Origin of the sequence: Variovorax sp. SPNA7 (assembly GCF_033807855.1) — a bacterium.
GTDB classification, from domain to species: domain Bacteria; phylum Pseudomonadota; class Gammaproteobacteria; order Burkholderiales; family Burkholderiaceae_C; genus Variovorax; species Variovorax beijingensis.
On sequence record NZ_CP138513.1, the window covers coordinates 3,237,158 to 3,261,335 of the forward strand.

The 24,178-nt window shown below is 65.6% G+C and carries 23 protein-coding genes and 2 tRNA genes; 6 read left to right on the forward strand and 19 right to left on the reverse strand.

Going from position 1 to position 24,178, the window contains the following annotated elements; translation table 11 throughout:
- Nucleotides 1–16: 16 nt before the first annotated feature.
- The 12 genes from fabZ to rpsB all read right to left on the reverse strand — a co-directional run bounded on the left by fabZ (nucleotide 17) and on the right by rpsB (nucleotide 11,876).
- The gene (gene fabZ, locus RZE77_RS15185) at nucleotides 17–466 is read right to left on the reverse strand and encodes a 3-hydroxyacyl-ACP dehydratase FabZ (RefSeq protein ID WP_021007523.1); all 450 of its coding nucleotides are present in this window, start codon (nucleotides 464–466) and stop codon (nucleotides 17–19) included.
- 23 nt (nucleotides 467–489) lie between these two features.
- Entirely contained in the window at nucleotides 490–1,467 is a 978-nt protein-coding gene (lpxD, locus tag RZE77_RS15190) for a UDP-3-O-(3-hydroxymyristoyl)glucosamine N-acyltransferase (RefSeq protein ID WP_319438181.1), read from the reverse strand.
- 14 nt (nucleotides 1,468–1,481) lie between these two features.
- On the reverse strand, nucleotides 1,482–2,024 hold the full coding sequence (locus RZE77_RS15195; RefSeq protein ID WP_319426230.1) for an OmpH/Skp family outer membrane protein: 543 nt from the start codon (nucleotides 2,022–2,024) through the stop codon (nucleotides 1,482–1,484).
- Nucleotides 2,025–4,460, reverse strand: coding sequence for an outer membrane protein assembly factor BamA (gene bamA, locus RZE77_RS15200; RefSeq protein WP_319426231.1), 2,436 nt, complete (start codon nucleotides 4,458–4,460; stop codon nucleotides 2,025–2,027). It lies immediately after the preceding gene.
- 38 nt (nucleotides 4,461–4,498) lie between these two features.
- Entirely contained in the window at nucleotides 4,499–5,869 is a 1,371-nt protein-coding gene (rseP, locus tag RZE77_RS15205) for an RIP metalloprotease RseP (protein ID WP_319438182.1), read from the reverse strand.
- A 24-nt stretch (nucleotides 5,870–5,893) separates the two neighbouring features.
- Nucleotides 5,894–7,081, reverse strand: coding sequence for a 1-deoxy-D-xylulose-5-phosphate reductoisomerase (gene ispC, locus RZE77_RS15210; protein WP_319438183.1), 1,188 nt, complete (start codon nucleotides 7,079–7,081; stop codon nucleotides 5,894–5,896).
- Nucleotides 7,078–7,923 (reverse strand): phosphatidate cytidylyltransferase, encoded by an 846-nt coding sequence (locus tag RZE77_RS15215; RefSeq protein ID WP_319438184.1) that lies wholly within the window; start codon nucleotides 7,921–7,923, stop codon nucleotides 7,078–7,080. Before RZE77_RS15215 ends, ispC begins: the two co-directional genes overlap by 4 nt.
- 36 nt (nucleotides 7,924–7,959) lie before the next feature.
- Nucleotides 7,960–8,703 (reverse strand): polyprenyl diphosphate synthase, encoded by a 744-nt coding sequence (gene uppS, locus RZE77_RS15220; protein WP_319438185.1) that lies wholly within the window; start codon nucleotides 8,701–8,703, stop codon nucleotides 7,960–7,962.
- 8 nt (nucleotides 8,704–8,711) lie between these two features.
- Nucleotides 8,712–9,281, reverse strand: coding sequence for a ribosome recycling factor (gene frr / locus RZE77_RS15225; RefSeq protein WP_012747710.1), 570 nt, complete (start codon nucleotides 9,279–9,281; stop codon nucleotides 8,712–8,714).
- 13 nt (nucleotides 9,282–9,294) lie between these two features.
- A complete protein-coding gene (gene pyrH / locus RZE77_RS15230; RefSeq protein WP_319438186.1) occupies nucleotides 9,295–10,017 on the reverse strand; it encodes a UMP kinase in 723 nt (240 codons plus the stop codon).
- A 102-nt stretch (nucleotides 10,018–10,119) separates the two neighbouring features.
- The gene (gene tsf / locus RZE77_RS15235) at nucleotides 10,120–11,043 is read right to left on the reverse strand and encodes a translation elongation factor Ts (RefSeq protein ID WP_319438187.1); all 924 of its coding nucleotides are present in this window, start codon (nucleotides 11,041–11,043) and stop codon (nucleotides 10,120–10,122) included.
- Between the two features lie 80 nt (nucleotides 11,044–11,123).
- Nucleotides 11,124–11,876, reverse strand: coding sequence for a 30S ribosomal protein S2 (gene rpsB / locus RZE77_RS15240; RefSeq protein WP_319438188.1), 753 nt, complete (start codon nucleotides 11,874–11,876; stop codon nucleotides 11,124–11,126).
- 221 nt (nucleotides 11,877–12,097) lie between these two features.
- On the opposite strand from rpsB, the gene RZE77_RS15245 reads away from it, so the two are divergent.
- The 3 genes from RZE77_RS15245 to RZE77_RS15255 are packed head-to-tail and all read left to right on the forward strand — an operon-like array spanning nucleotide 12,098 to nucleotide 16,231.
- Nucleotides 12,098–13,423: an amidase gene (locus RZE77_RS15245; protein ID WP_319438189.1), complete on the forward strand. Its 1,326-nt coding sequence runs from the start codon at nucleotides 12,098–12,100 to the stop codon at nucleotides 13,421–13,423.
- A 52-nt stretch (nucleotides 13,424–13,475) separates the two neighbouring features.
- Nucleotides 13,476–14,729: a D-amino acid dehydrogenase gene (locus RZE77_RS15250; RefSeq protein ID WP_319426238.1), complete on the forward strand. Its 1,254-nt coding sequence runs from the start codon at nucleotides 13,476–13,478 to the stop codon at nucleotides 14,727–14,729.
- 44 nt (nucleotides 14,730–14,773) lie between these two features.
- On the forward strand, nucleotides 14,774–16,231 hold the full coding sequence (locus RZE77_RS15255; RefSeq protein WP_319438190.1) for an NAD(P)H-hydrate dehydratase: 1,458 nt from the start codon (nucleotides 14,774–14,776) through the stop codon (nucleotides 16,229–16,231).
- A 6-nt stretch (nucleotides 16,232–16,237) separates the two neighbouring features.
- On the opposite strand, the gene RZE77_RS15260 is transcribed toward RZE77_RS15255, so the two are convergent.
- Both RZE77_RS15260 and rnr read right to left on the reverse strand, forming a co-directional pair.
- On the reverse strand, nucleotides 16,238–17,002 hold the full coding sequence (locus RZE77_RS15260; protein ID WP_018905025.1) for an SDR family oxidoreductase: 765 nt from the start codon (nucleotides 17,000–17,002) through the stop codon (nucleotides 16,238–16,240).
- A 68-nt stretch (nucleotides 17,003–17,070) separates the two neighbouring features.
- On the reverse strand, nucleotides 17,071–19,338 hold the full coding sequence (gene rnr, locus RZE77_RS15265; protein WP_319442365.1) for a ribonuclease R: 2,268 nt from the start codon (nucleotides 19,336–19,338) through the stop codon (nucleotides 17,071–17,073).
- Nucleotides 19,339–19,418: 80 nt separating this feature from the next.
- Here rnr and RZE77_RS15270 point away from each other — a divergent pair.
- The 3 genes from RZE77_RS15270 (at nucleotide 19,419) to RZE77_RS15280 (ending at nucleotide 20,780) form a co-directional block, all read left to right on the forward strand.
- Nucleotides 19,419–19,503 (forward strand) — tRNA-Leu (locus tag RZE77_RS15270).
- Between the two features lie 507 nt (nucleotides 19,504–20,010).
- Nucleotides 20,011–20,403, forward strand: coding sequence for a YkvA family protein (locus tag RZE77_RS15275; RefSeq protein WP_319438191.1), 393 nt, complete (start codon nucleotides 20,011–20,013; stop codon nucleotides 20,401–20,403).
- Between the two features lie 80 nt (nucleotides 20,404–20,483).
- Nucleotides 20,484–20,780: a hypothetical protein gene (locus tag RZE77_RS15280; protein WP_319438192.1), complete on the forward strand. Its 297-nt coding sequence runs from the start codon at nucleotides 20,484–20,486 to the stop codon at nucleotides 20,778–20,780.
- Between the two features lie 266 nt (nucleotides 20,781–21,046).
- On the opposite strand, the gene RZE77_RS15285 is transcribed toward RZE77_RS15280, so the two are convergent.
- From RZE77_RS15285 to RZE77_RS15305, 5 genes are all read right to left on the reverse strand, one after another.
- A complete protein-coding gene (locus RZE77_RS15285) occupies nucleotides 21,047–21,328 on the reverse strand; it encodes a hypothetical protein (RefSeq protein ID WP_124960533.1) in 282 nt (93 codons plus the stop codon).
- A 149-nt stretch (nucleotides 21,329–21,477) separates the two neighbouring features.
- A complete protein-coding gene (gene rimO / locus RZE77_RS15290) occupies nucleotides 21,478–22,884 on the reverse strand; it encodes a 30S ribosomal protein S12 methylthiotransferase RimO (protein WP_319438193.1) in 1,407 nt (468 codons plus the stop codon).
- A 41-nt stretch (nucleotides 22,885–22,925) separates the two neighbouring features.
- Nucleotides 22,926–23,486 (reverse strand): polyhydroxyalkanoate synthesis repressor PhaR, encoded by a 561-nt coding sequence (gene phaR, locus RZE77_RS15295; RefSeq protein WP_041946121.1) that lies wholly within the window; start codon nucleotides 23,484–23,486, stop codon nucleotides 22,926–22,928.
- Between the two features lie 72 nt (nucleotides 23,487–23,558).
- Nucleotides 23,559–23,927: a hypothetical protein gene (locus RZE77_RS15300; RefSeq protein WP_319426243.1), complete on the reverse strand. Its 369-nt coding sequence runs from the start codon at nucleotides 23,925–23,927 to the stop codon at nucleotides 23,559–23,561.
- 170 nt (nucleotides 23,928–24,097) lie between these two features.
- Nucleotides 24,098–24,174 (reverse strand) — tRNA-Val (locus RZE77_RS15305).
- Between the last annotated feature and the right edge of the window lie 4 nt (nucleotides 24,175–24,178).

Consider the following 24,178-nt stretch of genomic DNA (forward strand, 5'->3'; position numbering starts at 1 on the left):
TCGTAACCGCCCAGGATCAGTTGATCTGGCGCATGGCGCACATCAGCGTGGCCTCGCAGGCCAGTTCGCTGCCCACCAGCGCACGGCCCTTGAACTTGGAGATGCCGGCCTTCATGCGCTCGATCTCGACTTCGAGCGTGAGCTGGTCGCCCGGCTCCACGGGGCGCTTGAAGCGCGCGCCATCGATGGCCGCGAAGTAGTAGACCGTGTTGTCGTCGGGCACGATGTCGAGCGAATGAAACGACAGCAGTGCGGCCGCTTGCGCCATGGCTTCGAGCATGAGCACGCCCGGCATCACCGGCCGGTGCGGAAAGTGGCCGTTGAAGAACGGCTCGTTCATCGTCACGTTCTTGAGCGCCGTGATGCGCTTGCCCTTTTCCATGTCCAGCACGCGATCCACCAGCAGGAACGGGTAGCGGTGGGGCAGCAGCTTGAGGATTTGATGGATATCGAGCGTCGTCGTCATGATTTTCTGTTCCTGCATCGTCTTCACTTTTTCTGAGGGGCGTTTTCGAGCGCCTTGAGTCGTTCGCGCAGGCTGTGCAACTGCTTGAGCGTTGCCGCGTTCTTTTCCCAGTTCGCATTGTCGTCGATGGGGAACATGCCGGTGTATTGGCCGGCCTTGCGGATCGAGCGGGTCACCACGGTGGCCGCGGACACGTGAACCCGGTCGGCCACCGTGAGATGGCCGAGCACGATCGCACCGCCGCCAAAGGTGCAATGCGCGCCGATGGTGGCACTGCCCGCCACGCCGACGCAGCCGGCCATGGCGGTGTGCTTGCCGACACGCACGTTGTGGCCGATCTGGATCAGGTTGTCGAGCTTGACGCCGTCCTCGATGACGGTGTCGTCGAGCGCGCCGCGGTCGATGCAGGTGTTGGCGCCGATCTCGACGTCGTTGCCGATGCGCACCGCGCCCAGCTGCTCGATCTTGACCCAGGCGCCTTCGTGCGGCGCCAGGCCGAAGCCGTCGGCGCCGATCACCACGCCCGGATGCAGCAGGCAGCGCTCGCCGACCACGCAGTCTTCACTGATCGTCACGCGCGACTTGAGGACCGTGCCAGCGCCGATGCGCGCGCCCCGCTCCACCACGCACAAGGCGCCGATGCGCGCCGTGGCGTCCACCAGGGCCTCGGGATGGATCACCGCGGACGGATGGATGCGGTCGGCCTCGGGCCGCGCATGATGCGCCTTCCACAACTGCGTGAGGCGCGCGAAATAAAGGTAGGGGTCAGCCGCGAGAATGAACGCCCCGCGCGCGGCCGCGGCCTCGCGCATGGCCGGCGCAACGATCACGCAGGCGGCCTTGGAGGCCGCCAGCTCCTGCTGGTATTTGGGATGGCTCAGGAAGCTGAGCGCATCGGGCTGTGCATTCTGGAGCGGCGCAAGCCGCTCGATGGACAGCGCCGGGTCCCCGTGAAGCTCGCCCCCAAGGGCGCTGACAATGGCTCCGAGCTGCAGTCCCACGCCGATTCGCGGCGTTACTTGCCGGCCGAAGGAGCAGCGGTCGAGGCGTTCAGGGCCTTGATCACCTTGTCAGTGATGTCGTGCTTGGGATTGATGTAGATCGCTTCCTGCAGGATGGCGTCGTACTTTTCAGCCTCGGCCACCTGCTTCACGACGCGGTTGGCGCGTTCGTAGACCTGCTGGAGTTCTTCGTTCTTGCGCGCATTGAGATCTTCCTGGAACTCGCGGCGGCGGCGCTGGAAATCGCGGTCCTGGTCGACCAGCGCGCGCTGGCGTGCGGTGCGCTGGCTTTCGGACAGGGTGGGAGCTTCGCGCTCGAACCGCTCGGAGGCCGTCTTCAGTGCTTCGCCCTGAGCCGTGAGATCCTTTTCGCGCTTCAGGAATTCAGCCTCGAGCTTGGCTTGCGCAGCCTTGGCCGGCTGCGCCTCGCGCAGCACGCGATCCGGATTCACGAAGCCGATGCGAAAGGTTTCCTGCGCCTGGGCAGCAGGCGCCGCAGCCAGCGCGAAAACGGGGATCAACAGCGCGCCCACAGCGGCGCGGATCAAATGCTTCATTTAGAAAGACGTTCCGATCTGGAATTGCAAGCGCTGGATTCTATCCTTCGGGATCACGACGAAGCCGGTAGCCGGATCCAGCACTTCTTTTTGAGACTTGACGGGGAAGGCGTAGGCCAGGCGCAGCGGACCGAGCGGCGAGATCCAGCTGATCCCGAGGCCCACCGAGGCGCGCAGCTTCTTCTGGGCGTCGTACTGCGCGTCCGTGATGCCGGGGGCGCGCGAGCCGAACACGTTGCCGACATCGAAGAAGCCATAGAGGCGCAGCGTGCGGTCGTTGCCGGCGCCCGGGAACGGCGTACTGAGTTCGGCATTGAACACGGCCTTCTTGGTGCCGCCGAGCGCGGCGCCCTCCGTCTGCCAGAGCAGCGGCACATCGCGCGGGCCGAGCGAGTTCTGCTCGAAGCCGCGCACCGAGCCGAGGCCGCCGGCATAGAAGTTCTTGAAGATCGGGAAGTCCTTGCCGCCGAGGGCCTTGGCATAGCCGAGGTCGGCGTTGATCGCAAACGTGTATTGCTTGTTGATTGCGAAGAACTGCTGGTACTGGTAGTTCGTCTTGATGTATTTCATCTCGCCGCCGATGCCCAGTTCGACGTTGGCACGCTGCAGGCGCCCCGTGGTCGGGATCAGCGCGCTGTCGCGGCTGTCGCGGCCCCAGCCGATGGTCAGCGGAACACCCCACACGCTGTCCCGGTTGCACTCGGTCACGAACAAGCCGCTCGCATCCTTCGAGCATTGGAAATAGCGCAGGTAGGACGCCGGCGTGAAGAGTCCCGAGAACGAGGTCGTCGAGTTCGGATCGAAGGCATAGCGCTCGAGCCCGACACCGAAGAAGACCGTGTCGACTTCGCTGAACGGCACGCCGAAGCGGATCGAAGCACCCTGGTTGACCAGCTTGTAGTCGCCATCGAGGGTGGTCGAATACGGGCGCGTGGTGGTGTGGTAGACGCTGATGGTGCGCGAGATGCCGTCCTTCGTGAAGTACGGATCGGTGGTGGTCAGCGACAGCGTACGGTTGTACTTGCTGGTGTTGACCTGCACGCCCAGGAAGTTGCCCGAACCGAAGACGTTCTCTTGCGAGATGCCGAAGGTCAGAGCCACCTTTTCCGCGCTCGAGTAGCCGGCGCCCAGCTGCAGGCTGCCGGTGGGCTTCTCGGCCACGTTGACAACCAGGTCGACCTGGTCGGGCGAACCCGGGATTTCCTGGGTCTCGACGTTCACTTCGGTGAAGAAGCCCAGGCGGTCCACGCGGTCGCGCGAGAGCTTGATCTTGTCGCCGTCGTACCACGAGGCCTCGAACTGGCGGAACTCGCGCCGGATCACTTCGTCGCGCGTCTTGGCGTTGCCGCCCACCGCCACGCGGCGCACGTAGACGCGGCGCGAGGGTTCGGCTTGCAGGGTCAGCGTCACGCGGTTGTTGACGCGGTCGATTTCCGGGCGTGCCTGCACGCGCGCGAATGCGTAGCCGAAGGTGCCGAAATAGTCGGTGAAGGCCTTGGTGGTTTCGGTGACCTGCTCGCCGTTGTAGGGCTCGCCGGGCTTGATGGTCACGAGGGACTTGAACTCCTCGTCGCGGCCGAGATAGTTGCCATCGAGCTTGACGCCGGCCACCACGAACTTCTCGCCTTCGGTGATGTTGACGGTCACCGACAGGTCCTGCCGGTCCGGCGAGATGGCGACCTGGGTCGAATCGATGCGGAACTCGAGGTAGCCGCGCGTGATGTAGTACGAGCGCAGCGTTTCCAGGTCGGCGTTGAGCTTGGAGCGCGAGTACTGGTTGGACTTGGTGTACCAGCTCATGAAGCCGCCGCTGTCCTGGTCGAACAGGCTCAGGAGCGTCGATTCGCTGAAGGCCTTGTTGCCGACCACGCGCACTTCGCGAATGCGCGCGGAATCGCCTTCGGTGACGGTGAACGTGAGATTGACGCGGTTGCGCTCGATCGGCGTGACCGTGGTCACGACCTGCGCGTTGTAGAGGCTGCGGCTCACGTACTGGCGCTTGAGCTCCTGCTCGGCGCGGTCGGCCAGCGCCTTGTCGTACGGGCGGCCATCGGCCAGGCCCACTTCGCGCAGCGCCTTCTGGAGCGCGGCCTTGTCGAATTCCTTGGTGCCGACGAAATCGACGTCGGCAATGGTCGGGCGCTCCTCGACGATCACCACCAGCACGTTGCCGTTGACATCGATGCGCACGTCCTTGAACAACCCCAGGTCGAACAGCGCACGGATGGCGGCCGATCCGCGCTCGTCGCTGTAGGTATCGCCCACACGCAGCGGCAGCGATGCGAAGATCGTGCCGGGCTCGACGCGTTGCAAGCCCTCGACGCGAATGTCACGCACCGTGAAGGGCTCGACGGCCCAGGCTGCCGTGGCCGCCAACGCGCTGGCCACCACCGCGGCAACGCTACGCAGGCGAAAGCGACTGAAGTTTGTGTTCATCTGTGAATTGGGCCGGCGCGGAAAGGGCCGGCAGAAAGTTAACCAAAGAGCCGCGTGACGTCGTTGAAGAGTGCAACCGACATCATGACCAGCAGCAAGGCGACACCGCCGCGCTGAAGCCGTTCCATCCAGGCGTCAGAGACGCTCTTGCCGGTCAGGCCCTCCCAAAGATAATACATCAGGTGTCCTCCATCGAGGACCGGCAGCGGCATGAGATTGAGCACGCCAAGGCTCACGCTGATCAATGCAAGGAATACCAAGTACTGGGTCAGCCCGAGGCTCGCGGACTTGCCTGCATAGTCGGCGATCGTGAGCGGCCCGCTCAGATTCTTGAGCGAGGCTTCGCCGATCACCATCTTGCCCATCATGCGGACGGTCAGCGCCGACACCTCCCAGGTGCGCACGACGCCGCGCCAGACGCCATCGACGGGGCCTTGGCGCACCGTCACCATTTCAGGCGGCGCACCGACATAGGCGCCGATGCGGCCGACCTTCGCGGCGCCCTCCTCGCGCAGTTCGGGCCTGACCTCGAGATCGATCGACTGGCTGCCGCGCTGCACCTGCCAGGTCTGCGGGCGCGGCTGGTCGCCGTCGATCGAGGTCCGGATCAGCTCGCGCAGCTGCTGTCCATCGACGATGGGCACGTTGCCGACGCTGCGGACCACGTCGCCGCTGCGAAGGCCCGCGCGCTCTGCCGCACTGCCGGCCATCACCTGGCCGATCTCGGGCCGCGTCAGCGGAGCGAGCACGCCGATCTTGCGGAACATCTGCGGGTCGGCGTCCTTGGCCTCCATGAGGCTCAGCGGCAGCACGACCTGCCGGCCGGGCCGGCCACCCTCGCCCGCCACTTCGAGCGTCAGGTCCCGGCCGTCGAGCGCGCCGCGCGTCATGCGCCAGCGAAGGTCCTCGAACGACTGCACCGGCTCCAGGTCGCCCTCGAAGCCGGCGCGCGTGATGTGCTCGCCGCCGCGCAGGCCCGCCGCTTCCGCCAGCGATGCCGCCACCGGACGCGCCAGCTTGGCAACGGGCTCCTCGACCCCGATCCAGTTGACGGCCGTGTAAAGCACCACGGCGAGCAGCAGATTGGCAATGGGCCCGGCAGCGACGATGGCCGCGCGGGAGCGCAGCGGCTGCGTGTTGAAGGCGCGATGCCGGTCTTCCGGCGCCACCGGCCCTTCGCGCTCGTCGAGCATCTTGACGTAGCCGCCGAAGGGAAACGCGCCGATGACGAACTCGGTTTCCTGCCCCGGATGCTGCCGCTTGGGCTGCCAACGGAAGAGCGTCTTGCCGAAGCCCACGGAAAACCGCAGCACCTTGACGCCGCAGGCGACGGCAACGCGGTAGTGGCCGTATTCATGCACAGCGATCAGGAGGCCGAGTGCAACCACGAAAGCAATGACGGTAAGCATCCGGATCCTCTGTTGGCGGGAGTGTCAGGCCGCGAAGCGCAGCGCCGCGGCATTGGCCGCCGCCCGCGCGCTGGCGTCGAGCGCCAGCAGGTCGGCCAGCGATGCGGGCTTGGAGGGGCTGACGGCTTCCAAAGTTTCCATGTTGACCGCATGAATGCGGTCGAAGCGCAGGCGCCGATCAAGAAAGGCCTCGACCGCGACTTCGTTGGCAGCATTGAGCACCGCCGTGGTCCCCGGCGCCGCGCGCAGCGCATGCCAGGCCAGGCCCAGCCCGGGAAACAGCGCCGCATCGGGGGCATCGAAGCTCAGCGAGGCCATCTGGCGGAAATCGAGGCGCGCCGCGCCGCTCTCGATGCGCTCGGGCCAGGCCAGTCCGACGGCGATGGGCACCCGCATGTCGGGCGTTCCCAGCTGGGCAATGACCGATGCATCGGTGAACTGGACCATCGAATGCACCACGCTCTGCGGATGGATGACCACCTCGATCTGCTCGGGCAGCACGCCGAACAGGTGGCGCGCCTCGATCACCTCGAGCGCCTTGTTCATCATGGTGGCGGAGTCGACCGAGATCTTGCGGCCCATGACCCAGTTCGGATGCGCGCAGGCCTGCTCGGGCGTGACCGTGCCCAGCGTATCGGGCGCACGGGTGCGGAACGGACCGCCCGACGCCGTGAGAATGATCTTGTCGATGCGGCGCGGCCAAGTCGACGGATCTTCGGGCAGCGACTGGAAGATGGCCGAGTGTTCGCTGTCGATCGGCAGCAGCGTGGCACCGCCCTCGCGCACGGTGCGCATGAACAGTTCGCCGCCCACCACCAGCGCCTCCTTGTTGGCCAGCAGGAGCCGCTTGCCGGCGCGCGCAGCCGCCAGGCAGGGCCCGAGGCCTGCCGCCCCCACGATGGCCGCCATGACGGCGTCGACCTCTTCGTGGGACGCTATTTTTTCAATAGCATCGCCGCCGCTCAGCACGGTGGTCTTGAGATTGTTCTGTTCTATCTTCTCGGCCAGCAGCGCCGCATGCGGCGCGCTCGCCATGACCGCATAGCGCGGCGAAAACCGTGCGCACTGCACCAGCAGCTCATCGACCTTGGTCGATGCGGAAAGCGCGAAGACCTCGAAACGGTCCGGGTGCCGCGAAATGACATCGAGCGTGCTGACGCCGACCGATCCGGTCGAGCCCAGCACCGTGATGCGTTGTTTGGGTGTGTTCACAGGAAAGCCAGCATCATTGCAATGGGAAGTGCCGGCAAGAGGGCATCCACGCGGTCGAGCACGCCGCCGTGGCCCGGCAGCAGGCTGCTGCTGTCCTTGGCGCCGGCACTGCGCTTGATCAGCGATTCGACCAGGTCGCCAACGACGCTGATGGCGGCGAGAAACAGCACCCCGACCAGCAGCAGCCACCAGCCGCGCTCATACAGCCGGGTGTAGAGGCTGGCCACCGTCGCGCCGGCAGCCCTGTCGGCCCATACCCACGCAAAGGCCAGCACCACGACGCCTGCCATGCCGCCCCACACGCCTTCCCAGCTCTTGCCGGGGCTGATGGCGGGCGCGAGCTTGCTGCGCGTGAACTTGAGGCCGAAGGCGCGGCCCGCGAAATACGCGAAGACGTCCGCCACCCAGACCAGCACGAGGATCGAAAGCAGGAAGTTGATGCCGACCATGCGCGCCTGCACGGCCGCGAGCCACGCCACCCAGAGTGCCAGCAGCCCGCCGACCAACCGCAGCCCGCGCGGAATGCGGGGCCAGCCCGGCACGGCCACCCGCAGCAGCGCGGCACCGCCGAGCACCCATGCTGCACCGGCCAGGAGCCACATGGGCAGCAGCGACCGATCGAGCAACCCGAGCCACCAGGAGAGCGCACACAGCGCCACGGTTTCCACGCCAAGGAAGACCGACAGCCGCTGGCCATAGCCGTTGAGGCGGCCCCACTCCCATGCACCGGCACCGATCAGCACCAGCATCACGCAGGCGAAGGGAACGTGCGACGGGTAGAAGAGCGCCGGCAGCAGGATCGCCAACAGGACGATGGCCGTGAGGATGCGTTGTTTGAGCATGCGGCTGGGCGGCTGGAGGGGCAGGCCGTGAAGCCCTCAGGCCAGCTGGCGATCGGGTGCGGAGCCGCTGCCGGCCGTGACTTGCGCCGAGGTCTTGCCGAAGCGGCGCTCGCGCGCCTGGAATGCGGCGATTCCCGCATCCAGTTCGGCCTGGTCGAATTCGGGCCAGAGCTTGTCGCTGAAGAAAAGCTCCGCGTAGGCGCTTTGCCACAGCAGGAAGTTCGACAGCCGCTGCTCGCCGCCGGTGCGGATGAGAAGGTCGGGATCGGGCACGTGCGCCAGCGCCATGGCACGGTCGAGATTCGCTTCGGTGAGCGCCTCGCCCTGCTCGGCCAGCCTGGCCGCGGCGCGGGCAATGTCCCAGCGGCCGCCGTAGTTGAAGCAGACGTTCAGGATCAGCTTGGTGTTCTGCGCGGTGGCGGTCTCGGCATCGATCAGGCCCTGCACCATTTTCTTGGAGAGCCCGGCGCGCTCGCCGACGAAATGCAGCTGCACGCCGTCGCGGCTCAGCTTGGGCACTTCGCGCGCGAGTGCGCCCACCATGATTTCCATGAGGCCCGAAACTTCTTCGGGCGGACGATTCCAGTTCTCCGACGAAAACGCGAAGACCGTGAGAATGCCCACGCCGCGGTCGACACACGCCTTGACGCAGCGCCTGAGCGACTCGACGCCCTGCTTGTGTCCCGCCACGCGAGGCAGGAATCGCCGCGTGGCCCAGCGTCCGTTGCCATCCATGACGATGGCAATGTGGTGGGGAATCTGCAGCGAAGACGAGGCCATGCGCAGCCTCAAACGGCCATGATCTCCGCTTCCTTGGCCGCGACCAGGCGGTCGATTTCCGCGATGTGGCGGTCCGTGACCTTCTGGATCTCGGCTTCGGCGCGCTTCTGGTCGTCCTCGGAGGCGAGCTTTTCCTTCACCAGCTTCTTGACCGACTCGTTCGCATCGCGGCGCAGGTTGCGCGTGGCGATCTTGGCGCTCTCGCCTTCGTTGCGGACCAGCTTGGTCATTTCCTTGCGGCGCTCCTCGCTCATCGCGGGAAGCGGCACGCGGATCAGGTCGCCCATCGAGGCCGGGTTCAGGCCCAGGTCGCTTTCGCGGATGGCTTTTTCGATCTTGGCGCCCATGCCCTTTTCCCAGGGCTGGACGCTGATCGTGCGCGAGTCGAGCACCGACACATTGGCCACCTGGCTCAGCGGAACCTGCGAGCCGTAGTACTCGACGTGGATCGAGTCGAGCAGCGCGGAGTTGGCGCGGCCGGTACGGATCTTGGTGAGGTTGTTCTGGAACGCGGCAAGCGACTGATTCATCTTGGCGTCGGTCGCGCTGCGGATTTCTGCAATGGTCGGGGTCGTCATCTCAAATTACTCCTCAGGCATGCACCAGCGTGCCTTCGTCCTCGCCCATGACGACGCGCTTGAGCGCGCCGTTCTTGAAGATCGAGAACACCTTGATCGGCAGCTTCTGGTCGCGGCACAGCGCGAAGGCCGTGGCGTCCATGATGCCGAGATTCTGCGCAATTGCCTCGTCGAAAGTGAGCGTCGAATAGCGCGTTGCATCGGGATGGGTCTTCGGATCGGCGGAATAGACGCCGTCGACCTTGGTGGCCTTCAGCACCAGCTCGGCGCCGATCTCGGCACCGCGCAGCGCGGCGGCCGTGTCGGTGGTGAAGAACGGATTGCCGGTGCCCGCGGCAAACACCACGACCTTGCCCTCTTCGAGGTACTGCAGCGCCTTGGGCCGCACGTAGGGCTCGACCACCTGCTCGATGGCAATGGCGGACATGACGCGCGCCACCAGCCCCTGCTTGTTCATCGCATCGGCCAGGGCCAGCGAATTCATGACGGTGGCCAGCATGCCCATGTAGTCGGCCGTGGCGCGGTCCATGCCGACCGAGCCTCCCGCGACGCCGCGGAAGATGTTGCCGCCGCCGATCACAACGGCAAGCTCCACTCCCATGTTCACCACCTCCGCAATCTCTTCGACCATGCGGACGATGGTTGCACGGTTAATACCAAAGGCATCGTCTCCCATCAATGCCTCACCCGACAGCTTCAACAAGATTCGCTTGTGGGCTGGGCGGGGATCAGACATGGGCAATTTCCTTACTTGGGTTGGCGGGGGCGAGTGTAGAACGAGGCGGTGAAAAAGCGGCGGCACACACGCGTGCACCGTCGCTTTGGGGCGTAACAGTTTTTACGCGGCAGCCTTGGCGGCAGCCACCTGGGCCGCAACTTCGGCGGCAAAGTCGTCGACCTTCTTTTCGATGCCTTCGCCGACCACGTAGAGCGTGAAGCCCTTGATGCTGGTGTTGGCGGCCTTGAGCATCTGCTCGACGGTCTGCTTGTCGTTCTTCACGAACGGCTGGTTGTGCAGCGAGACTTCCTTGAGGTACTTCTGCACGCCGCCTTCGATGCGCTTGGCAACGATGTCGGCAGGCTGCGGCTTCTTGCCTTCGGCTTCGGCAACCTTGCGGTCTTCTTCGGCCTTGCCAGCGGCCACGGCACGCTCTTTTTCGATCAGGTCGGCAGGCACGTCGGCGGCCGAGATGGCGACCGGCTTCATGGCGGCGATGTGCATCGCCACGTCCTTGGCCGAGGTGTCGTCGCCTTCGAACTCGACCATCACGCCGATGCGCGTGCCGTGCAGGTACGAAGCCAGCTTGCCGTTGCCGGCAAAGTGCTTGAAGCGGCGGAAGCTCATGTTCTCGCCGATCTTGCCGATCAGGCCCTTGCGCACGTCCTCGAGCGTGGGGCCGAAGCCGTCCTGCTCATAGGGCAGCGCGCCGAGCGCGGCGATGTCCGCGGGGTTGTGCTTGGCGACCAGCATCGCGGCAGCGTTGGCCATGGCCAGGAAGCTGTCGTTCTTGGTGACGAAGTCGGTTTCGCAGTTGATCTCGATCATGCCGCCGGCAGCGCCGTCGACAAACGCCGTGACCACGCCTTCGGCGGTGATGCGGCCCGATGCCTTGCCAGCCTTGTTGCCGAGCTTGATGCGCAGCAGCTCTTCGGCCTTTTCCATGTTGCCGTCGGCCTCGGTCAGAGCCTTCTTGCATTCCATCATGGGCGCGTCGGTCTTTGCGCGCAGCTCGCCGACCATGCTTGCGGTGATTGCAGCCATTGTTCTATCTCCGTGTCCAAAAAATCAGATTAAAAAAAAGGGGCACCAAGCCCCTTCTTCAGGCGCGTGAGAGCACTCGATCAGGCCGAGGCGCCCTCTTCGACTTCGACGAATTCATCGCTGCCTTCGGCAATGGCCTTGACCACGTCACCGGTGGCGCTGTTGCGGCCTTCGATGATCGCGTCGGCGATGCCGCGAGCGTAGAGCGTGACGGCCTTCGACGAGTCGTCGTTGCCCGGGATCACGTAGTCGATGCCTTCGGGCGAGTGGTTGGAGTCGACTACGCCGATCAGCGGGATGCCCAGCTTCTTGGCTTCGGCCACGGCGATCTTGTGGAAGCCCACGTCGATCACGAAGATGGCGTCGGGCAGCGCGGTCATGTCCTGGATGCCGCCGATGTCCTTCTCGAGCTTCTCGATTTCACGGCTGAAGGTGAGCTGCTCTTTCTTGCTCAGGCTGTCGAGGCCGGCTTCCTGCTGGGCCTTCATGTCCTTCAGGCGCTTGATCGAGGTCTTGACCGTCTTGAAGTTGGTCAGCATGCCGCCGAGCCAGCGGGTGTCGACGAAGGGCACGCCGGCGCGGCGGGCTTCGGCAGCCACGATTTCACGGGCCTGGCGCTTGGTGCCGACCATCAGGATCGTGCCGCGGTTGGCGGTGAGCTGCTTGGCGTACTTCATCGCGTCCTGGAACATCGGGAGCGACTTTTCCAGGTTGATGATGTGAATCTTGTTGCGATGGCCGAAGATGTACGGGGCCATCTTGGGGTTCCAGAAGCGGGTTTGGTGACCGAAGTGGACACCGGCTTCCAGCATTTCGCGCATGGTGGTAGACATTGAAAATTACTCCAAAGGTTGGGTCTAAAATCCAGCCCGTTTTGTGCTTCCTTCGAATGGAATCACAACACCTTGATTGGGCCGGTTTGCGGATGTGTTTGGCTGGGTGCGACGAAAGCCGTCACATGTTCAGCGAAACCCAAAGAGTATAGCACGGCCCTCCCCGCCCTTCTCCTTGCACCACCCCGGAACCGAGCCGTCCGCGCCCTCGCAGCCCACCCATGAACGATCTCCACGCCACCCGTCTGAATCTTCTGGCAGGTGGCACCGATGCATGCACCGAAATGGAGCGTGCCATCGGCATCGCCCAGTCCTCCGCGTGCCGCCACGTGTTCACCCGCACGCTGTTCGACGAAGCCCGCCGGCAGGTCGCCGGCCCGGCGCCGCAGAGCCGGCTCGCCGGGCTCGCCTTCACCGCCAAGGACCTGTTCGACATCGAGGGGCAGCCGAACCCGGCGGGCTCCGTGGTGCTCTCGCATGCGCCGGCCGCCAAGGCCGATGCCGTCGCCGTGGCGCGGCTGCGCGCCGCGGGCGGCGTGCTGACGGGCCGCACCAACATGACGGAATTCGCCTTTTCCGGCGTGGGCGTCAACCCGCACCACGGCACGCCGGCCAATGCGAGCGACGCCGCCACGCCGCGCATCCCGGGAGGCTCGTCGTCCGGCGCCGCCGTTTCGGTCGCCACCGGCGCGGCCTTTATCGGCCTGGGCTCCGACACGGGCGGCTCGATCCGCATTCCCGCGGCGCTGAACGGCATCGTGGGCTTCAAGAGCACCGCCCGGCTGGTGCCGACCGAAGGCGCCCTGCCGCTGTCGACCACGCTCGACACCGTCTGCGCCATGACGCGCTCGGTGCGCGATGCCATCACGGCGCACGAGGTCCTCGCGGCGCGCCGCGTGACCGCCGGTGCGGCATCGCTGGGGGCGTACCGGCTTGCCGTGGTGAAGAACGTGTTCTTCGACGACATGGAGCCTGCGGTGGCCCGTGCCTTCGAAGATGCGTTGCGAACGCTGCGCGACGGCGGCGCCCGGATCGAGGAGATCCAACTACCCGAGCTCGCGGAGCTGCAGGCCATCAACGCCACCGGCGGTTTTTCGGCGGCCGAGTCCTATGCCTGGCACCGGCTGCTGCTCGAGCGCAGCGGCGCCGGCTACGACCCCCGCGTGGCCCAGCGCATCCTGCGGGGCGCCACCATGAAGGCGCACGAATACATCGATCTCGTGCATGCCCGGCAGGCCTGGATCGCCCGCGTCGAGGCGGCGCTGTCGCCCTTCGACGCGGTGCTGTCGCCCACTGTGCCGATCACCGCGCCCGCCATTGCGAGCGTTGCGCCGGGTGCCGAGCGCGACGACGAATTCTTCCGCATCAATGCGCTCTTGCTGCGCAATCCGTCGATCGTCAACATGCTCGACGGCTGCGCCATATCGCTGCCCTGCCATGCCACCGGCGAGCTGCCGGTGGGCCTGATGCTGTGGCATGCCGCGCTGCGCGACGACGCCGTCCTGGCGGTCGCCCTGCAAGCGGAACAAGCGCTGCCAAAACAATAGCTTCACGCACCGATCGACGGGCGCCGGCCATCTCTTCTTACTCAAAAATTCAATGAAAATCGCGATCGTGGGCGCCGGCATCATCGGCGTCACAACCGCCTGGGAACTGGTTTCGGACGGCCATGAAGTTTCCGTGTTCGAGCGCCGCGGCGCCGCCGCCGAGGAATCCAGTTTTGCGAATGCGGGGGTGGTCGCGCCGGGCTATGTCACGCCCTGGGCGGCGCCGGGCATGCGCGCCAAGGTGCTGCGCTCGCTGCTGTCGCCGCACGGCGCCATCAAACTGCGCTGGCCGCTGAGCTCGCGCGACCTCGGCTGGATGTCGCGCTGGCAGAAGGCCTGCAAGCTCGAAACCTACCTGGCCAACCGCGCCCGCATGCAGCGCCTGGCGTTCTACAGCCGCACCCGGCTGCACGAAGTGACCGAAGCGCGCGAACTGAGCTACGAACGCAGCGACGGCTACCTCGTGCTGCTGCGCTCCAAGCGCGAGAAAAAGCTGGTCCAGCCGGGGCTCGAGGTGCTGCGCGCGGCAGGCAGCGTCTTCAGGGAGGTCGACGCCGACGAGGCCCGCCGCATCGAGCCCGCGCTCAGCAACGATACGGCGCTCGCGGGCGCGATCCACCTGCCCGAGGATGAAGTGGCCAACTGCCGCCAGTTCGCGCTGCTTCTCAAGTGGGAAGCCGAGGCGCTCGGCGCCCAGTTCCATTTCAATTGCGACATCGCACCGCTGAGCCGTGCGGAACCCGCTTCCATTTCGCTCGCGAGCGGCTCGCCGCCGCTGCGCTTCGATGCGGTGGTGGTGTGCGCCGGTCTTGCCTCGGCCTCGCTGCTGCGGCCGCTCGGGCTGCGGATTCCGCTTGCGCCGGTGTACGGCCATTCGATCAGCGCGCCGATCCGCGAATCGCTCAACGCGCCGCGCAGCGCCGTGATGGACGAACGCTACAAGGTGGCGATCTCGCGCCTGGGCCAGCGCGTGCGCGTGGCCGGCAGCGCCGAGATCGGCGGCTCCCTGAGCACCATGAACCCCTCCGCGGTGCAAACGCTCTACAAGGTGCTGCACGACTGGTTTCCGGGCGCCGCAACGCTGCAGTCGGGTGTGCAGCAATGGAAGGGCGCGCGCCCGATGCTGCCCGATGGGCCCCCGGTGCTCGGCGCCAGCGGCATACCGGGCGTCTGGCTCAATCTGGGCCACGGTTCGAGCGGATGGGCGCTGTCATGCGGCAGCGCACGCGTGGTGGCCGACCTGATCGGCGGCCGCGACGCGGGCGTCGACCTCGAGGGCCTGGGCATCGAGCGGCTCGGCCAGTAGGCACAACGGCGGCTACGCACGCCCCAGGCGGGCAGAATCGGCCCATGCAACGCATCACGCCCGCCACCGCCTGCGACCTGTTCGACATTGCGGCAACGCGTCGCATCGAACAGGCAGCGGCCGCCGCCCTGCCTGCTCACGCGCTGATGCAGCGCGCGGGCCTGGCGGTGGCGCGGCTCGCGATGGCGCTGGCGCCGCATGCGCGGACGATCTGGATCGCCTGCGGGCCGGGCAACAACGGCGGCGACGGCTTCGAAGCTGCCGCGCAGCTGCAGCACCGCGGCTTCCTGCCGATCGTCACCTTCGCTGGCGATGAGACCCGGCTGCCACCGGATGCCGGCGCCTCGCTGCAGCGGGCCCGCGATGCCGGCGTGATCTTTGCGCCGGAACCGCCTGCGAGCTGCGAACTGGCGATCGACGCGCTGCTCGGCATCGGATCGAGCCGGCCGCCCGCGAATGCCATGGCCGATTGGCTGCGGCGGATGCATGCGATGGCCGCACCGGTGCTCAGCGTCGATGTGCCATCGGGGCTGAATGCCGACACCGGCGTCTCAAGCGCCACACCTCATCCGGGTGCTCTTTCGCCCCGCTTCTGCGTGACCTTCCTGACCCTCAAGCCCGGCCTGTTCACGGCACAAGGGCGCGACGCGGCGGGCACGGTCTGGTTTGACGACCTGGGCTGCAGCGGCACCGGCGAGGCGCCGGTCGCGCGCCTGGCGGGTGCACCGACCAATGCCCCGCGCAGCCACGCCTCGCACAAGGGCAGCTATGGCGATGTCGCGGTGATCGGCGGCACATCCGGCATGGCGGGCGCCGCGCTGCTGGCCGGATCCGCAGCGCTGCATGCGGGCGCGGGCCGCGTTTTCGTCGGACTGCTCGATGCGAGCGCAGCCCCGGTCGACCCGGCCCAGCCCGAACTGATGCTGCGAGACGCCAGGTCGCTCGATCTTTCGGGCATGACGGCGGTCTGCGGATGCGGCGGCGGCACGGACATCCGCGCGGTGCTGCCGCGCGTGCTGGCGACAGCGGCCGCGCTGGTGCTCGACGCCGATGCATTGAATGCCATCGCAGTCGACGGCGCGCTGCAGGCCCAGCTGGCATCGCGTGCGCGGCGCGGCAGGCCGACGGTGATCACTCCGCACCCACTCGAAGCCGCGCGCCTGCTGGATTGCGCGGCCGCCGACATCCAGGCCGACAGGCTTGCAGCCGCCCGCGAGCTCGCGTCACGCTACGGCGTGGTCGCCGTGCTCAAGGGTTCGGGAACGGTGATCGCCGAGGGCGGCGCGCCGCCGACAGTCAACCTGACCGGCAACGCCAGGCTCGCCACCGCCGGCACGGGCGATGTGCTCGCGGGAATGATCGGCGCCGCCCTCGCGGCGCAGCGGCCGCCGTTCGAAGCGGCCCGCGAAGCCGTCTGGCGCCACGGCCACATCGCCGACACCTGGCCGCCCGGCGCGCCGCCGCTGACGGCCGGCGCGCTGGCGCGCCAGGCGCCCTGCTGACGGGTTCTAGCCGCGCCCGACGAAGGGCATCTTCGTCGCCATGACCGTATGGAACAGCACGTTGGCCTCCAGCGGCAGGTTCGCCATGTAGAGCACCGACTGGCCCACGATCTTCACGTCCATCAGCGGCTCGATCGCGAGTTCGCCGTTGGCTTGCGGCACGCCCTTGGCCATGCGTGCGGCCAGTTCCGTCATGGCGTTGCCCACGTCGATCTGGCCGACCGCGATGTCGTACTTGCGCCCATCGAGCGAAGCGGTCTTGGTCAGGCCCTCGACCGCATGCTTGGTCGCGGTGTAGGCCGCGGAATTGGGCCGCGGCGCGGTGGCCGAGATGGAGCCGTTGTTGATGATGCGGCCGCCGCGTGGCGTCTGCGCCTTCATCGTGCGGAACGCCTGCTGGATGCAGAAGAACATGCCGCTCAGGTTGATGTCGACCACGCCGCGCCACTGCTCGGGCGTCCAGTCTTCGAACGGACCCGGCGGGTTGCCCACGCCGGCGTTGTTGAACAGCAGGTCGACGCGGCCGAAGCGCTCCACCGCGGCGGCGAACAGCGCCTGCACCGATTCCGCATTGGCCACGTCGGTGGGCACTGCGAAGGCGCGCGCACCGGCGCCGGACTCTTCCGCCACCTGTTCCAGCGGCTCGAGGCGGCGCCCCGCCAGGGTCACGCTCCAGCCATCGGCCAGCAGCGCCAGCGCCGCGGCGCGGCCGATGCCGGTGCCGGCGCCCGTGACGATCGCGATGCGGCCCTTGTTGTTTTCCACGCTCATGCTCGGTGTCTCCTTCTCTGTTTGTCTGTATGGATGGGATGCAATGCTGCGCTGCGCTGCGCTGCGCATCATGCGCGCCGCGGCTTGCGGCCCTTCATCTTGTTGGCGGCCTTCTTGACGGCCGACTTGAAAGCCTGCATTGCCGACTGCGGGCCCGCCGCGGCAACGGTCGCGTTGCGCTCGACGCGCTGCTCGGACACGGCTTCGGCCTTGTGGCGCGAGCTGCGCTTGGCCGATGCCTTGACCGGCACGCCGGCCGGGGCTGCGCCCTTGTCCTTCATGGCGCGCGTGGTGAGGTCTTCGCCTTCGCGCACCAGGCGGAAATCGATCTTGCGCCCGTCCAGGTCGACGCGGCTCACCTGCACCCGCACGCGGGTGCCGATGGCATAGCGAATTCCGGTGCGCTCGCCGCGCAGCTCCTGGCGCATCTCGTCGAACTTGAAGTATTCGCCGCCGAGTTCGGTGATGTGCACCAGCCCCTCGACGTACATCGCATCGAGCGTCACGAAGATGCCGAAGGTCGTGGCTGCCGTGACGACCCCGCCGTATTCCTCGCCCAGGTGCTCGCGCATGTACTTGCACTTGAGCCAGGCTTCGACGTCGCGGCTGGCTTCGTCGGCGCGGCGCTCGTTGGCGCTGCAATGCAGGCCGGCCGCTTCCCAGGCCAGCACTTCCTTGGTCGGCGCGACGGTGGCTTTCTGCGGCTTGGTGGTCGGCGCCTTGACGCGCGAGGCCAGCCGCTTGGCGAGCTTGGCATGCGCCTCGCCCGGCGTCGGCAGCATCGGCAGCTGATAGCGCGTCTTGCCGAGGATGGCCTTGATCACGCGGTGCACCAGCAGGTCGGGGTAGCGCCGGATCGGGCTCGTGAAGTGCGTGTAGGCCTCGTACGCCAGGCCGAAATGGCCGCTGTTGATGGGCGTGTAGATCGCCTGCTGCATCGAACGCAGCAGCATGGTGTGGATCTGCTGCGCGTCGGGGCGCTCCTTGGTGGCTTCGGCAATCGCCTGGAACTCGCCGGGCCGCGGATCGTCGGTGATGCTCAAGCCCACGCCCATGGCCTTCAGGTAGCCGCGCAGGATTTCCTTCTTCTCGGGCGTCGGGCCTTCGTGCACGCGGAACAGGCCCGGGTGCTTGCCTTCGGCGATGAAGTCGGCGCTGCACACATTGGCCGCGAGCATGGCTTCTTCGATGAGGCGGTGCGCCTCGTTGCGCGTGCGGGGCACGATCTTCTCGATGCGGCCCGCGTCGTCGCAGATGATCTGCGTCTCGGTGGTTTCGAAGTCGACCGCGCCGCGCTTGCCGCGCTGCTTGAGCAGCGCCTTGTAGACGTCGGCCAGGTTCAGCAGGTCCTTGACACGGTCCTTGCGCTTGGCAGCCTCGGGGCCGCGCGTGTTGCCAAGAATGGCCGCCACTTCGGTGTATGTGAAGCGCGCATGGCTGAACATCACGGCCGGGTAGAACTGGTAGGCGTAGATCTCGCCGTCGGCCGCCACGAGCATGTCGCACACCATGCACAGGCGTTCGACCTCGGGGTTCAGCGAGCACAGGCCGTTCGACAGCTTCTCGGGAAGCATCGGAATCACGCGGCGCGGAAAATAGACGCTGGTCGCGCGGTCGTAGGCATCGATGTCGATGGCCGAGCCGGTCTGCACATAGGCGCTGACGTCGGCAATGGCCACCAGCAGGCGCCAGCCCTTGCCGCGGCCGACCTTGGCGGGCTCGCAGTACACGGCGTCGTCGAAGTCGCGCGCGTCCTCGCCGTCGATGGTGACCAGCGGAACGTCGGTCAGGTCGATGCGCCCTTTCTTGTCGGCGGGGCGGACCTTCTCGGGCAGTGCCTTGGCTTCGGCCAGGCAGGCCTCGGAAAACTCGTGCGGCACACCGTACTTGCGCACCGCAATCTCGATCTCCATGCCGGGGTCGTCGATCTCGCCCAGCACTTCCTTCACGCGCCCGACCGGCTGGCCGAACAGCGCCGGCGGCTCCGTGAGCTGCACCACGACCACCTGCCCCACCTTGGCGGGGCCGGTGGCCCCCTTCGGGATCAGGACGTCTTGTCCATAGCGCTTGTCTTCGGGCGCAACGAGCCAGACGCCGCCTTCATGCAGCAGGCGGCCGATGATCGGCTGCTCGGGGCGCTCGACGATTTCGACCACCCGCCCCTCGGGACGCCCGCGTCGATCCTGCCGCACCACGCGCGCCTTGACGCGGTCCTTGTGCAGCACCGCACGCATCTCGTTCGGGGGCAGATAGATGTCGGCTTCGCCGTCGTCGCGCTGCACGAAACCGTGTCCGTCGCGATGCCCTTGAACAGTTCCTTCAAATTCATCCAGCAGACCGCTGGAAGTGCCATTATTTTTGATATGATTCTCTCTTTCCTGAAATTCAAAACATAACTGCTTCGGCAGCTATGTGGGCCCAGATGGCGGAATTGGTAGACGCACTAGTTTCAGGTACTAGCGAGTAACATCGTGGAGGTTCGAGTCCTCTTCTGGGCACCACCCCTACCAAGCTGAAACCCCTGTGAATCATCGATTTACAGGGGTTTTTTCTTTTCCCTGGGAACATGATCGAGGGATGTTCTCCCTCACGGATGCCGATCGCGGCCAGGCTTGGCCGCACCGACGGTTGTGTGCCGCGTTCGCGCACAGCTTCGTGATCCTGAGACGGAACATTCTGCTGCGAAGCGCTTGTCGGCGGCACGGATTCGAACAAATGGAACGGGCTTCGTCTCATGAAATGATGCAGCAACCCGCTCGTGGAGAAGCGGCTTTCCACCATTCTGACGCAGTACATCGACGAATGATCGCGCAGAGTCTCGAGAAGCAGGGCAACCGAATCAATAACACCGTGTTGGCAGTAGAGGTGAACCGCAAAACCCAACCTGATGAGCGCGGCATTCGACTCGCTGCTGGGGATCACAGGCGGATCTGCGGGGTTGCGACGGCTTTGAAGCCGAGGTGCACCTTACCACGCGAAGCATTGCACCGGTTCGACAGCATGTGAGCATGGCCATTTTCCAACGCATCAGGCAATGGGCTTCGCGTATCAAGCGCGATGCCGTCACCCTGTGGTTTGCCTACCGCCATCCAGGCACGCCCTGGTTCGCCAAGCTGCTCGCGGCATTCGTCGTCGCGTATGCGCTGAGCCCGATCGACCTCATCCCGGATTTCATTCCCGTTCTCGGCTACCTCGACGACGCATTGCTGCTGCCCGGCCTGATCTGGCTGAACATCCGGCTCATTCCGGCCGATGTGCTCGAGGAATGCCGCGAGCGCGCCGACCTGTGGATGAAGGAACAAGGCACGAAGCCGCGAAGCATTGCCGGTGCCGTGCTCGTCCTGGCGGTCTGGATCGGCCTGGGTGCCGTGCTCTGGGCCTGGTTCAACACGAAAAATTGATCGCTGTCCCGGCGGCGGCGCTCCTGCCCATGTGAATTTTACTGTATATTTATACAGTCTTTTCACAAAGGATAACCGCCATGTCGACATCCGAACCCGTCACCTCTCCTGCTCGCAACCATGCGCTGGCCGAAGCACTGGCATGGATTTCAAAGTTCGCGCATGCATGGAAGGCCATCGAGCCGGTGCCTCACTCGCTGAGCATCGATGGATTCATCATCTGGGGCCCCGTGCTCTATGAAAAGCACCGCAACGAGGATCCTGTGGAGCTCGCGGCGCGGCTGTACGGCCAGTCGGGTGAGTATTCCAGGTACCTGTATCCGGGCCGTCCGCCCAAGAGCAGCGATGCGCTCCCGACTTTCGCTCCCAAGGTGTAGCAAAAGTCACACTTTCACATCAAAAACGATTCAAGAAGTAACTCGAATGCGTACACAAGGTTACGTTTGATTTGAAAATATCAAATTTAGCGGAGACCATTGTGATCACAGCATTTACCTTGTTAGTCGGCATGTTCCTCGGGGCGTTGTTCATGAGCCTCCTGGTCGTTTCTCGCTCGGATGACTGAGAAGAAGCGCCGGGTCCTTGCAGCCCTGTCCGTGCCCATCGAAAAGCCCGCATCCAGCGGGCTTTTCCTTTTCTTGGACTATGTCAGCAGGTTCGACTTGGGCCTGCGATTGCTCTCGATCGAATAGATCGCCGGCTTGTCCTGCTCGGTCTTCGTGCCTGCCGCCTCGCCACTGGGAGCGGGAAGCGGATAGACCTCGCCGGAAAGGCGCTTCACGCGCTCCGCATACATCTTGGCCAGGGCCGCGTGATGCTCCGCCGCAGCCTGGTGCTCGAGTCTCGCCATCTGGGCTTCCTGAAGCAGCGTGGCAGCCCTTTTGAGATGAAGGCTGGATCCGGGTTGAAAGAGCTGGAAGAACATGGGACCTCCTGGAGAACATAAGCCGCCACGTTCAAGCTCCGGGCTGCATGCGTCTGTAGGCGTACAACTTTTTCGCCTGTCGCTCAGCCCGTGGTTCGCAGGTCGGCGATCGCCGCCCTGCTCTCTCGCTCCCGCCAGGTGGCGACGGTTCAGATCGGCAGCGCGATCAGGTCGTGGCCCTCGGCGCCCACGATGCGGGCTCGGGTGAATTCACCCACCTTGAGCGTCTTGCTGATCTTCTCGGGCGGCAGCAGGCGCACGGTGCCGTCGATCTCGGGGGCGTCGGCGTAGGTGCGGCCCACGCCGCCCTTGCGGCCCATGCCGGGCGCCGAGTCCACCAGCACCTGCATGGTCGCACCGACACGCTGGCGCAGCTTGGCGATCGACACCGCTTCGGCCACTTCCATGAAACGGGCGCGGCGCGCTTCGCGTTCCGCCGGCGGCAGCATGCCGGGAATGTCGTTGGCGGTGGCTCCTTCGACTGGGCTGTAGGCGAAGCAGCCGGCGCGGTCGATCTGCGCCTCGCGGATGAAGTCGAGCAGGTGTTCGAACTCCTGCTCGGTTTCGCCAGGGAAGCCCGCGATGAAGGTGCTGCGGATCACCAGTTCGGGGCAGACCTCGCGCCACCGCGCCAGGCGCTCCAGGTTCTTCTCGCCGCTGGCCGGACGCTTCATGCGCTTGAGCACGTCGGGGTGGCTGTGCTGCAGCGGCACGTCGAGGTAAGGCAGCACCTGGCCGCTGGCCATCAGCGGAATGATTTCGTCCACGCTCGGATACGGATATACATAGTGCAGCCGGACCCAGGCGCCATAAGGCTCGGCAATTTCGCCGAGCGTGCGCACCAGTTCGAGCATGCGCGTCTTGACCGGCTTGCCGTCCCAGAAGCCGGTGCGGTACTTGACGTCCACGCCATAGGCCGAGGTGTCCTGGCTGATCACCAGCAGCTCCTTGACGCCGCCTTCGAACAGGGCCTTGGCCTCGCCGAGCACGTCGCCGACCGGCCGCGACACCAGGTCGCCGCGCATCGAGGGAATGATGCAGAAGGTGCAGCGGTGATTGCAGCCTTCGCTGATCTTCAGGTAGGCATAGTGCCGCGGCGTGAGCTTGAGGCCCGCGATGCCGAAAGTGTTGGGAACCAGGTCGACGAACGGGTCGTGCGGCTTCGGCAGGTTGGCGTGGACCGCGTCCATCACTTCCTGCGTGGCGTGCGGACCGGTCACGGCCAGCACGCTCGGGTGCATCTGCCGCACCAGGTTGCCGCCCTGGTCGCCGGTCTTCGCGCCCAGGCAGCCCGTGACGATCACGCGGCCGTTTTCCGCCAGCGCTTCGCCGATGGTGTCCAGGCTTTCCTTCACGGCATCGTCGATGAAGCCGCAGGTGTTGACGATCACCAGGTCGGCGCCCTCGAAGGTCTTGGCGGTCTGGTAGCCCTCGGCGCTCAGTTGGGTCAGGATCAGTTCGGAATCGGTCAGGGCCTTGGGGCAGCCCAGGCTCACAAAACCGACCTTGGGGGCAGCCGGCGTGGCCATGCGTTCGGGGGAGGCAACTTCGCTCATATATGCCTCTATTGTCCCAGCTATCGGCCGGGGACGGGATTTCAGGGGCGTTTGATGCCGAATGCGCCCAGGACCTGCTCGGTATTTTTCTGCATCTGCTCCTGCATCTGCAGGAACACGTTCTTGGACTGCTCGACGTAATTGCCCATGAGCCCCTGGAGCATGGGCGACTGCATGGTCATGAAGCGCGACCACATCTCGGGCGTGAGGCCCTCGGCCTTTTCGGCAAGCTGGGCCTGCACCTCGGTCATGGCCTGGATGTTCTTTTCGAGATAGGGGCCCATGTAGCCCTGCATCGCCTGTCCGTAGAAGCGGATGATGTTGGCCAGCACCTGCTCGGTGAACATGGGCGCACCGCCCGCTTCTTCCTCGAGGATGATCTGCAGCAGGATGCTGCGGGTGAGGTCGTCGCCGGTCTTGGCATCGCGCACCACGAACTGGGCATTCTGTATGACCAGCTGCTTCACCTCGGTGAGCGTGATGTACGTGGATGTCTCGGTGTCGTAGAGCCTTCGGTTGGGGTACTTCTTGATTACACGTTGCACCGGCTTGACCCCGGACTTCTTGCTCTGCACTGCGGACTCCTTCACATGGATGCCCATGTCATCCGATGATTCTAGGTAGCGGTTTTGCTGCATCGCGACAAGGTTTACCCTGACCGTGCCTGCGCCGCTTCAACCAAGCGTTGTTGCGTACTCGGCGCCGCAGGCGCTGCAGGTGGCGGTCTCGGGGCGTTCTTCGGCGGCTTCCCTGAAACGCAGCGGACTCTTGTGGCCATAGACCACCCAGCAGCGCGGACAGTGTTCCTGCCCTGCCGTGGGCAAGTAGGCGCGCGAGCGCTGCTCGGCGCGCTCCTGCGTGACGGGCGTGCCCTGCCGGATGGCGCGGGCTATTTCGCGTGCCGCCATGGTGTCGGTACGGCCGCTTGCGTGGTCATTGATGCCATAGACCGCGCGCGCAAATTCGATGGGAGCCTGCCGGAGCAATGCGGCCAGGCGCATGTCGGCATGAGCCCGATCAACCAGCGTTGATCGCGTATTCATCAGATCGCTTGTCAAGAAATTTGGAAAAGGTTTGCAGAGCGGCCAAGGTAGCACAACAACATGGCCATGGTCTTTGTCTGCTTCCCCGCAAGGACGATTGAGACACCGGGGAACCCGGTGAAAGCTCTGTTCGACAGACCCGGTGGTTGGCCGGAAGTCGAAACAGAAATTGGTAGGCGCGATTGGACTCGAACCAACGACCCCCACCATGTCAAGGTGGTGCTCTAACCAGCTGAGCTACGCGCCTAAGG

Bases quoted from the DNA above. Each gene is read 5' to 3' on its own strand.
- bamA (WP_319426231.1), bottom strand. From the start codon at position 4,460: ATGAACACAAACTTCAGTCGCTTTCGCCTGCGTAGCGTTGCCGCGGTG.
- frr (WP_012747710.1), bottom strand. From the start codon at position 9,281: ATGACGACCCCGACCATTGCAGAAATCCGCAGCGCGACCGACGCCAAG.
- RZE77_RS15250 (WP_319426238.1), top strand. From the start codon at position 13,476: ATGAAAATCGCGATCGTGGGCGCCGGCATCATCGGCGTCACAACCGCC.
- RZE77_RS15280 (WP_319438192.1), top strand. From the start codon at position 20,484: ATGTCGACATCCGAACCCGTCACCTCTCCTGCTCGCAACCATGCGCTG.
- RZE77_RS15260 (WP_018905025.1), bottom strand. From the start codon at position 17,002: ATGAGCGTGGAAAACAACAAGGGCCGCATCGCGATCGTCACGGGCGCC.
- RZE77_RS15285 (WP_124960533.1), bottom strand. From the start codon at position 21,328: ATGTTCTTCCAGCTCTTTCAACCCGGATCCAGCCTTCATCTCAAAAGG.
- RZE77_RS15195 (WP_319426230.1), bottom strand. From the start codon at position 2,024: ATGAAGCATTTGATCCGCGCCGCTGTGGGCGCGCTGTTGATCCCCGTT.
- rseP (WP_319438182.1), bottom strand. From the start codon at position 5,869: ATGCTTACCGTCATTGCTTTCGTGGTTGCACTCGGCCTCCTGATCGCT.
- RZE77_RS15245 (WP_319438189.1), top strand. From the start codon at position 12,098: ATGAACGATCTCCACGCCACCCGTCTGAATCTTCTGGCAGGTGGCACC.
- fabZ (WP_021007523.1), bottom strand. From the start codon at position 466: ATGACGACGACGCTCGATATCCATCAAATCCTCAAGCTGCTGCCCCAC.
- uppS (WP_319438185.1), bottom strand. From the start codon at position 8,703: ATGGCCTCGTCTTCGCTGCAGATTCCCCACCACATTGCCATCGTCATG.
- rimO (WP_319438193.1), bottom strand. From the start codon at position 22,884: ATGAGCGAAGTTGCCTCCCCCGAACGCATGGCCACGCCGGCTGCCCCC.
- RZE77_RS15275 (WP_319438191.1), top strand. From the start codon at position 20,011: ATGGCCATTTTCCAACGCATCAGGCAATGGGCTTCGCGTATCAAGCGC.
- RZE77_RS15300 (WP_319426243.1), bottom strand. From the start codon at position 23,927: ATGAATACGCGATCAACGCTGGTTGATCGGGCTCATGCCGACATGCGC.
- rpsB (WP_319438188.1), bottom strand. From the start codon at position 11,876: ATGTCTACCACCATGCGCGAAATGCTGGAAGCCGGTGTCCACTTCGGT.
- phaR (WP_041946121.1), bottom strand. From the start codon at position 23,486: ATGGGCATCCATGTGAAGGAGTCCGCAGTGCAGAGCAAGAAGTCCGGG.
- pyrH (WP_319438186.1), bottom strand. From the start codon at position 10,017: ATGTCTGATCCCCGCCCAGCCCACAAGCGAATCTTGTTGAAGCTGTCG.
- tsf (WP_319438187.1), bottom strand. From the start codon at position 11,043: ATGGCTGCAATCACCGCAAGCATGGTCGGCGAGCTGCGCGCAAAGACC.
- RZE77_RS15215 (WP_319438184.1), bottom strand. From the start codon at position 7,923: ATGCTCAAACAACGCATCCTCACGGCCATCGTCCTGTTGGCGATCCTG.
- RZE77_RS15255 (WP_319438190.1), top strand. From the start codon at position 14,774: ATGCAACGCATCACGCCCGCCACCGCCTGCGACCTGTTCGACATTGCG.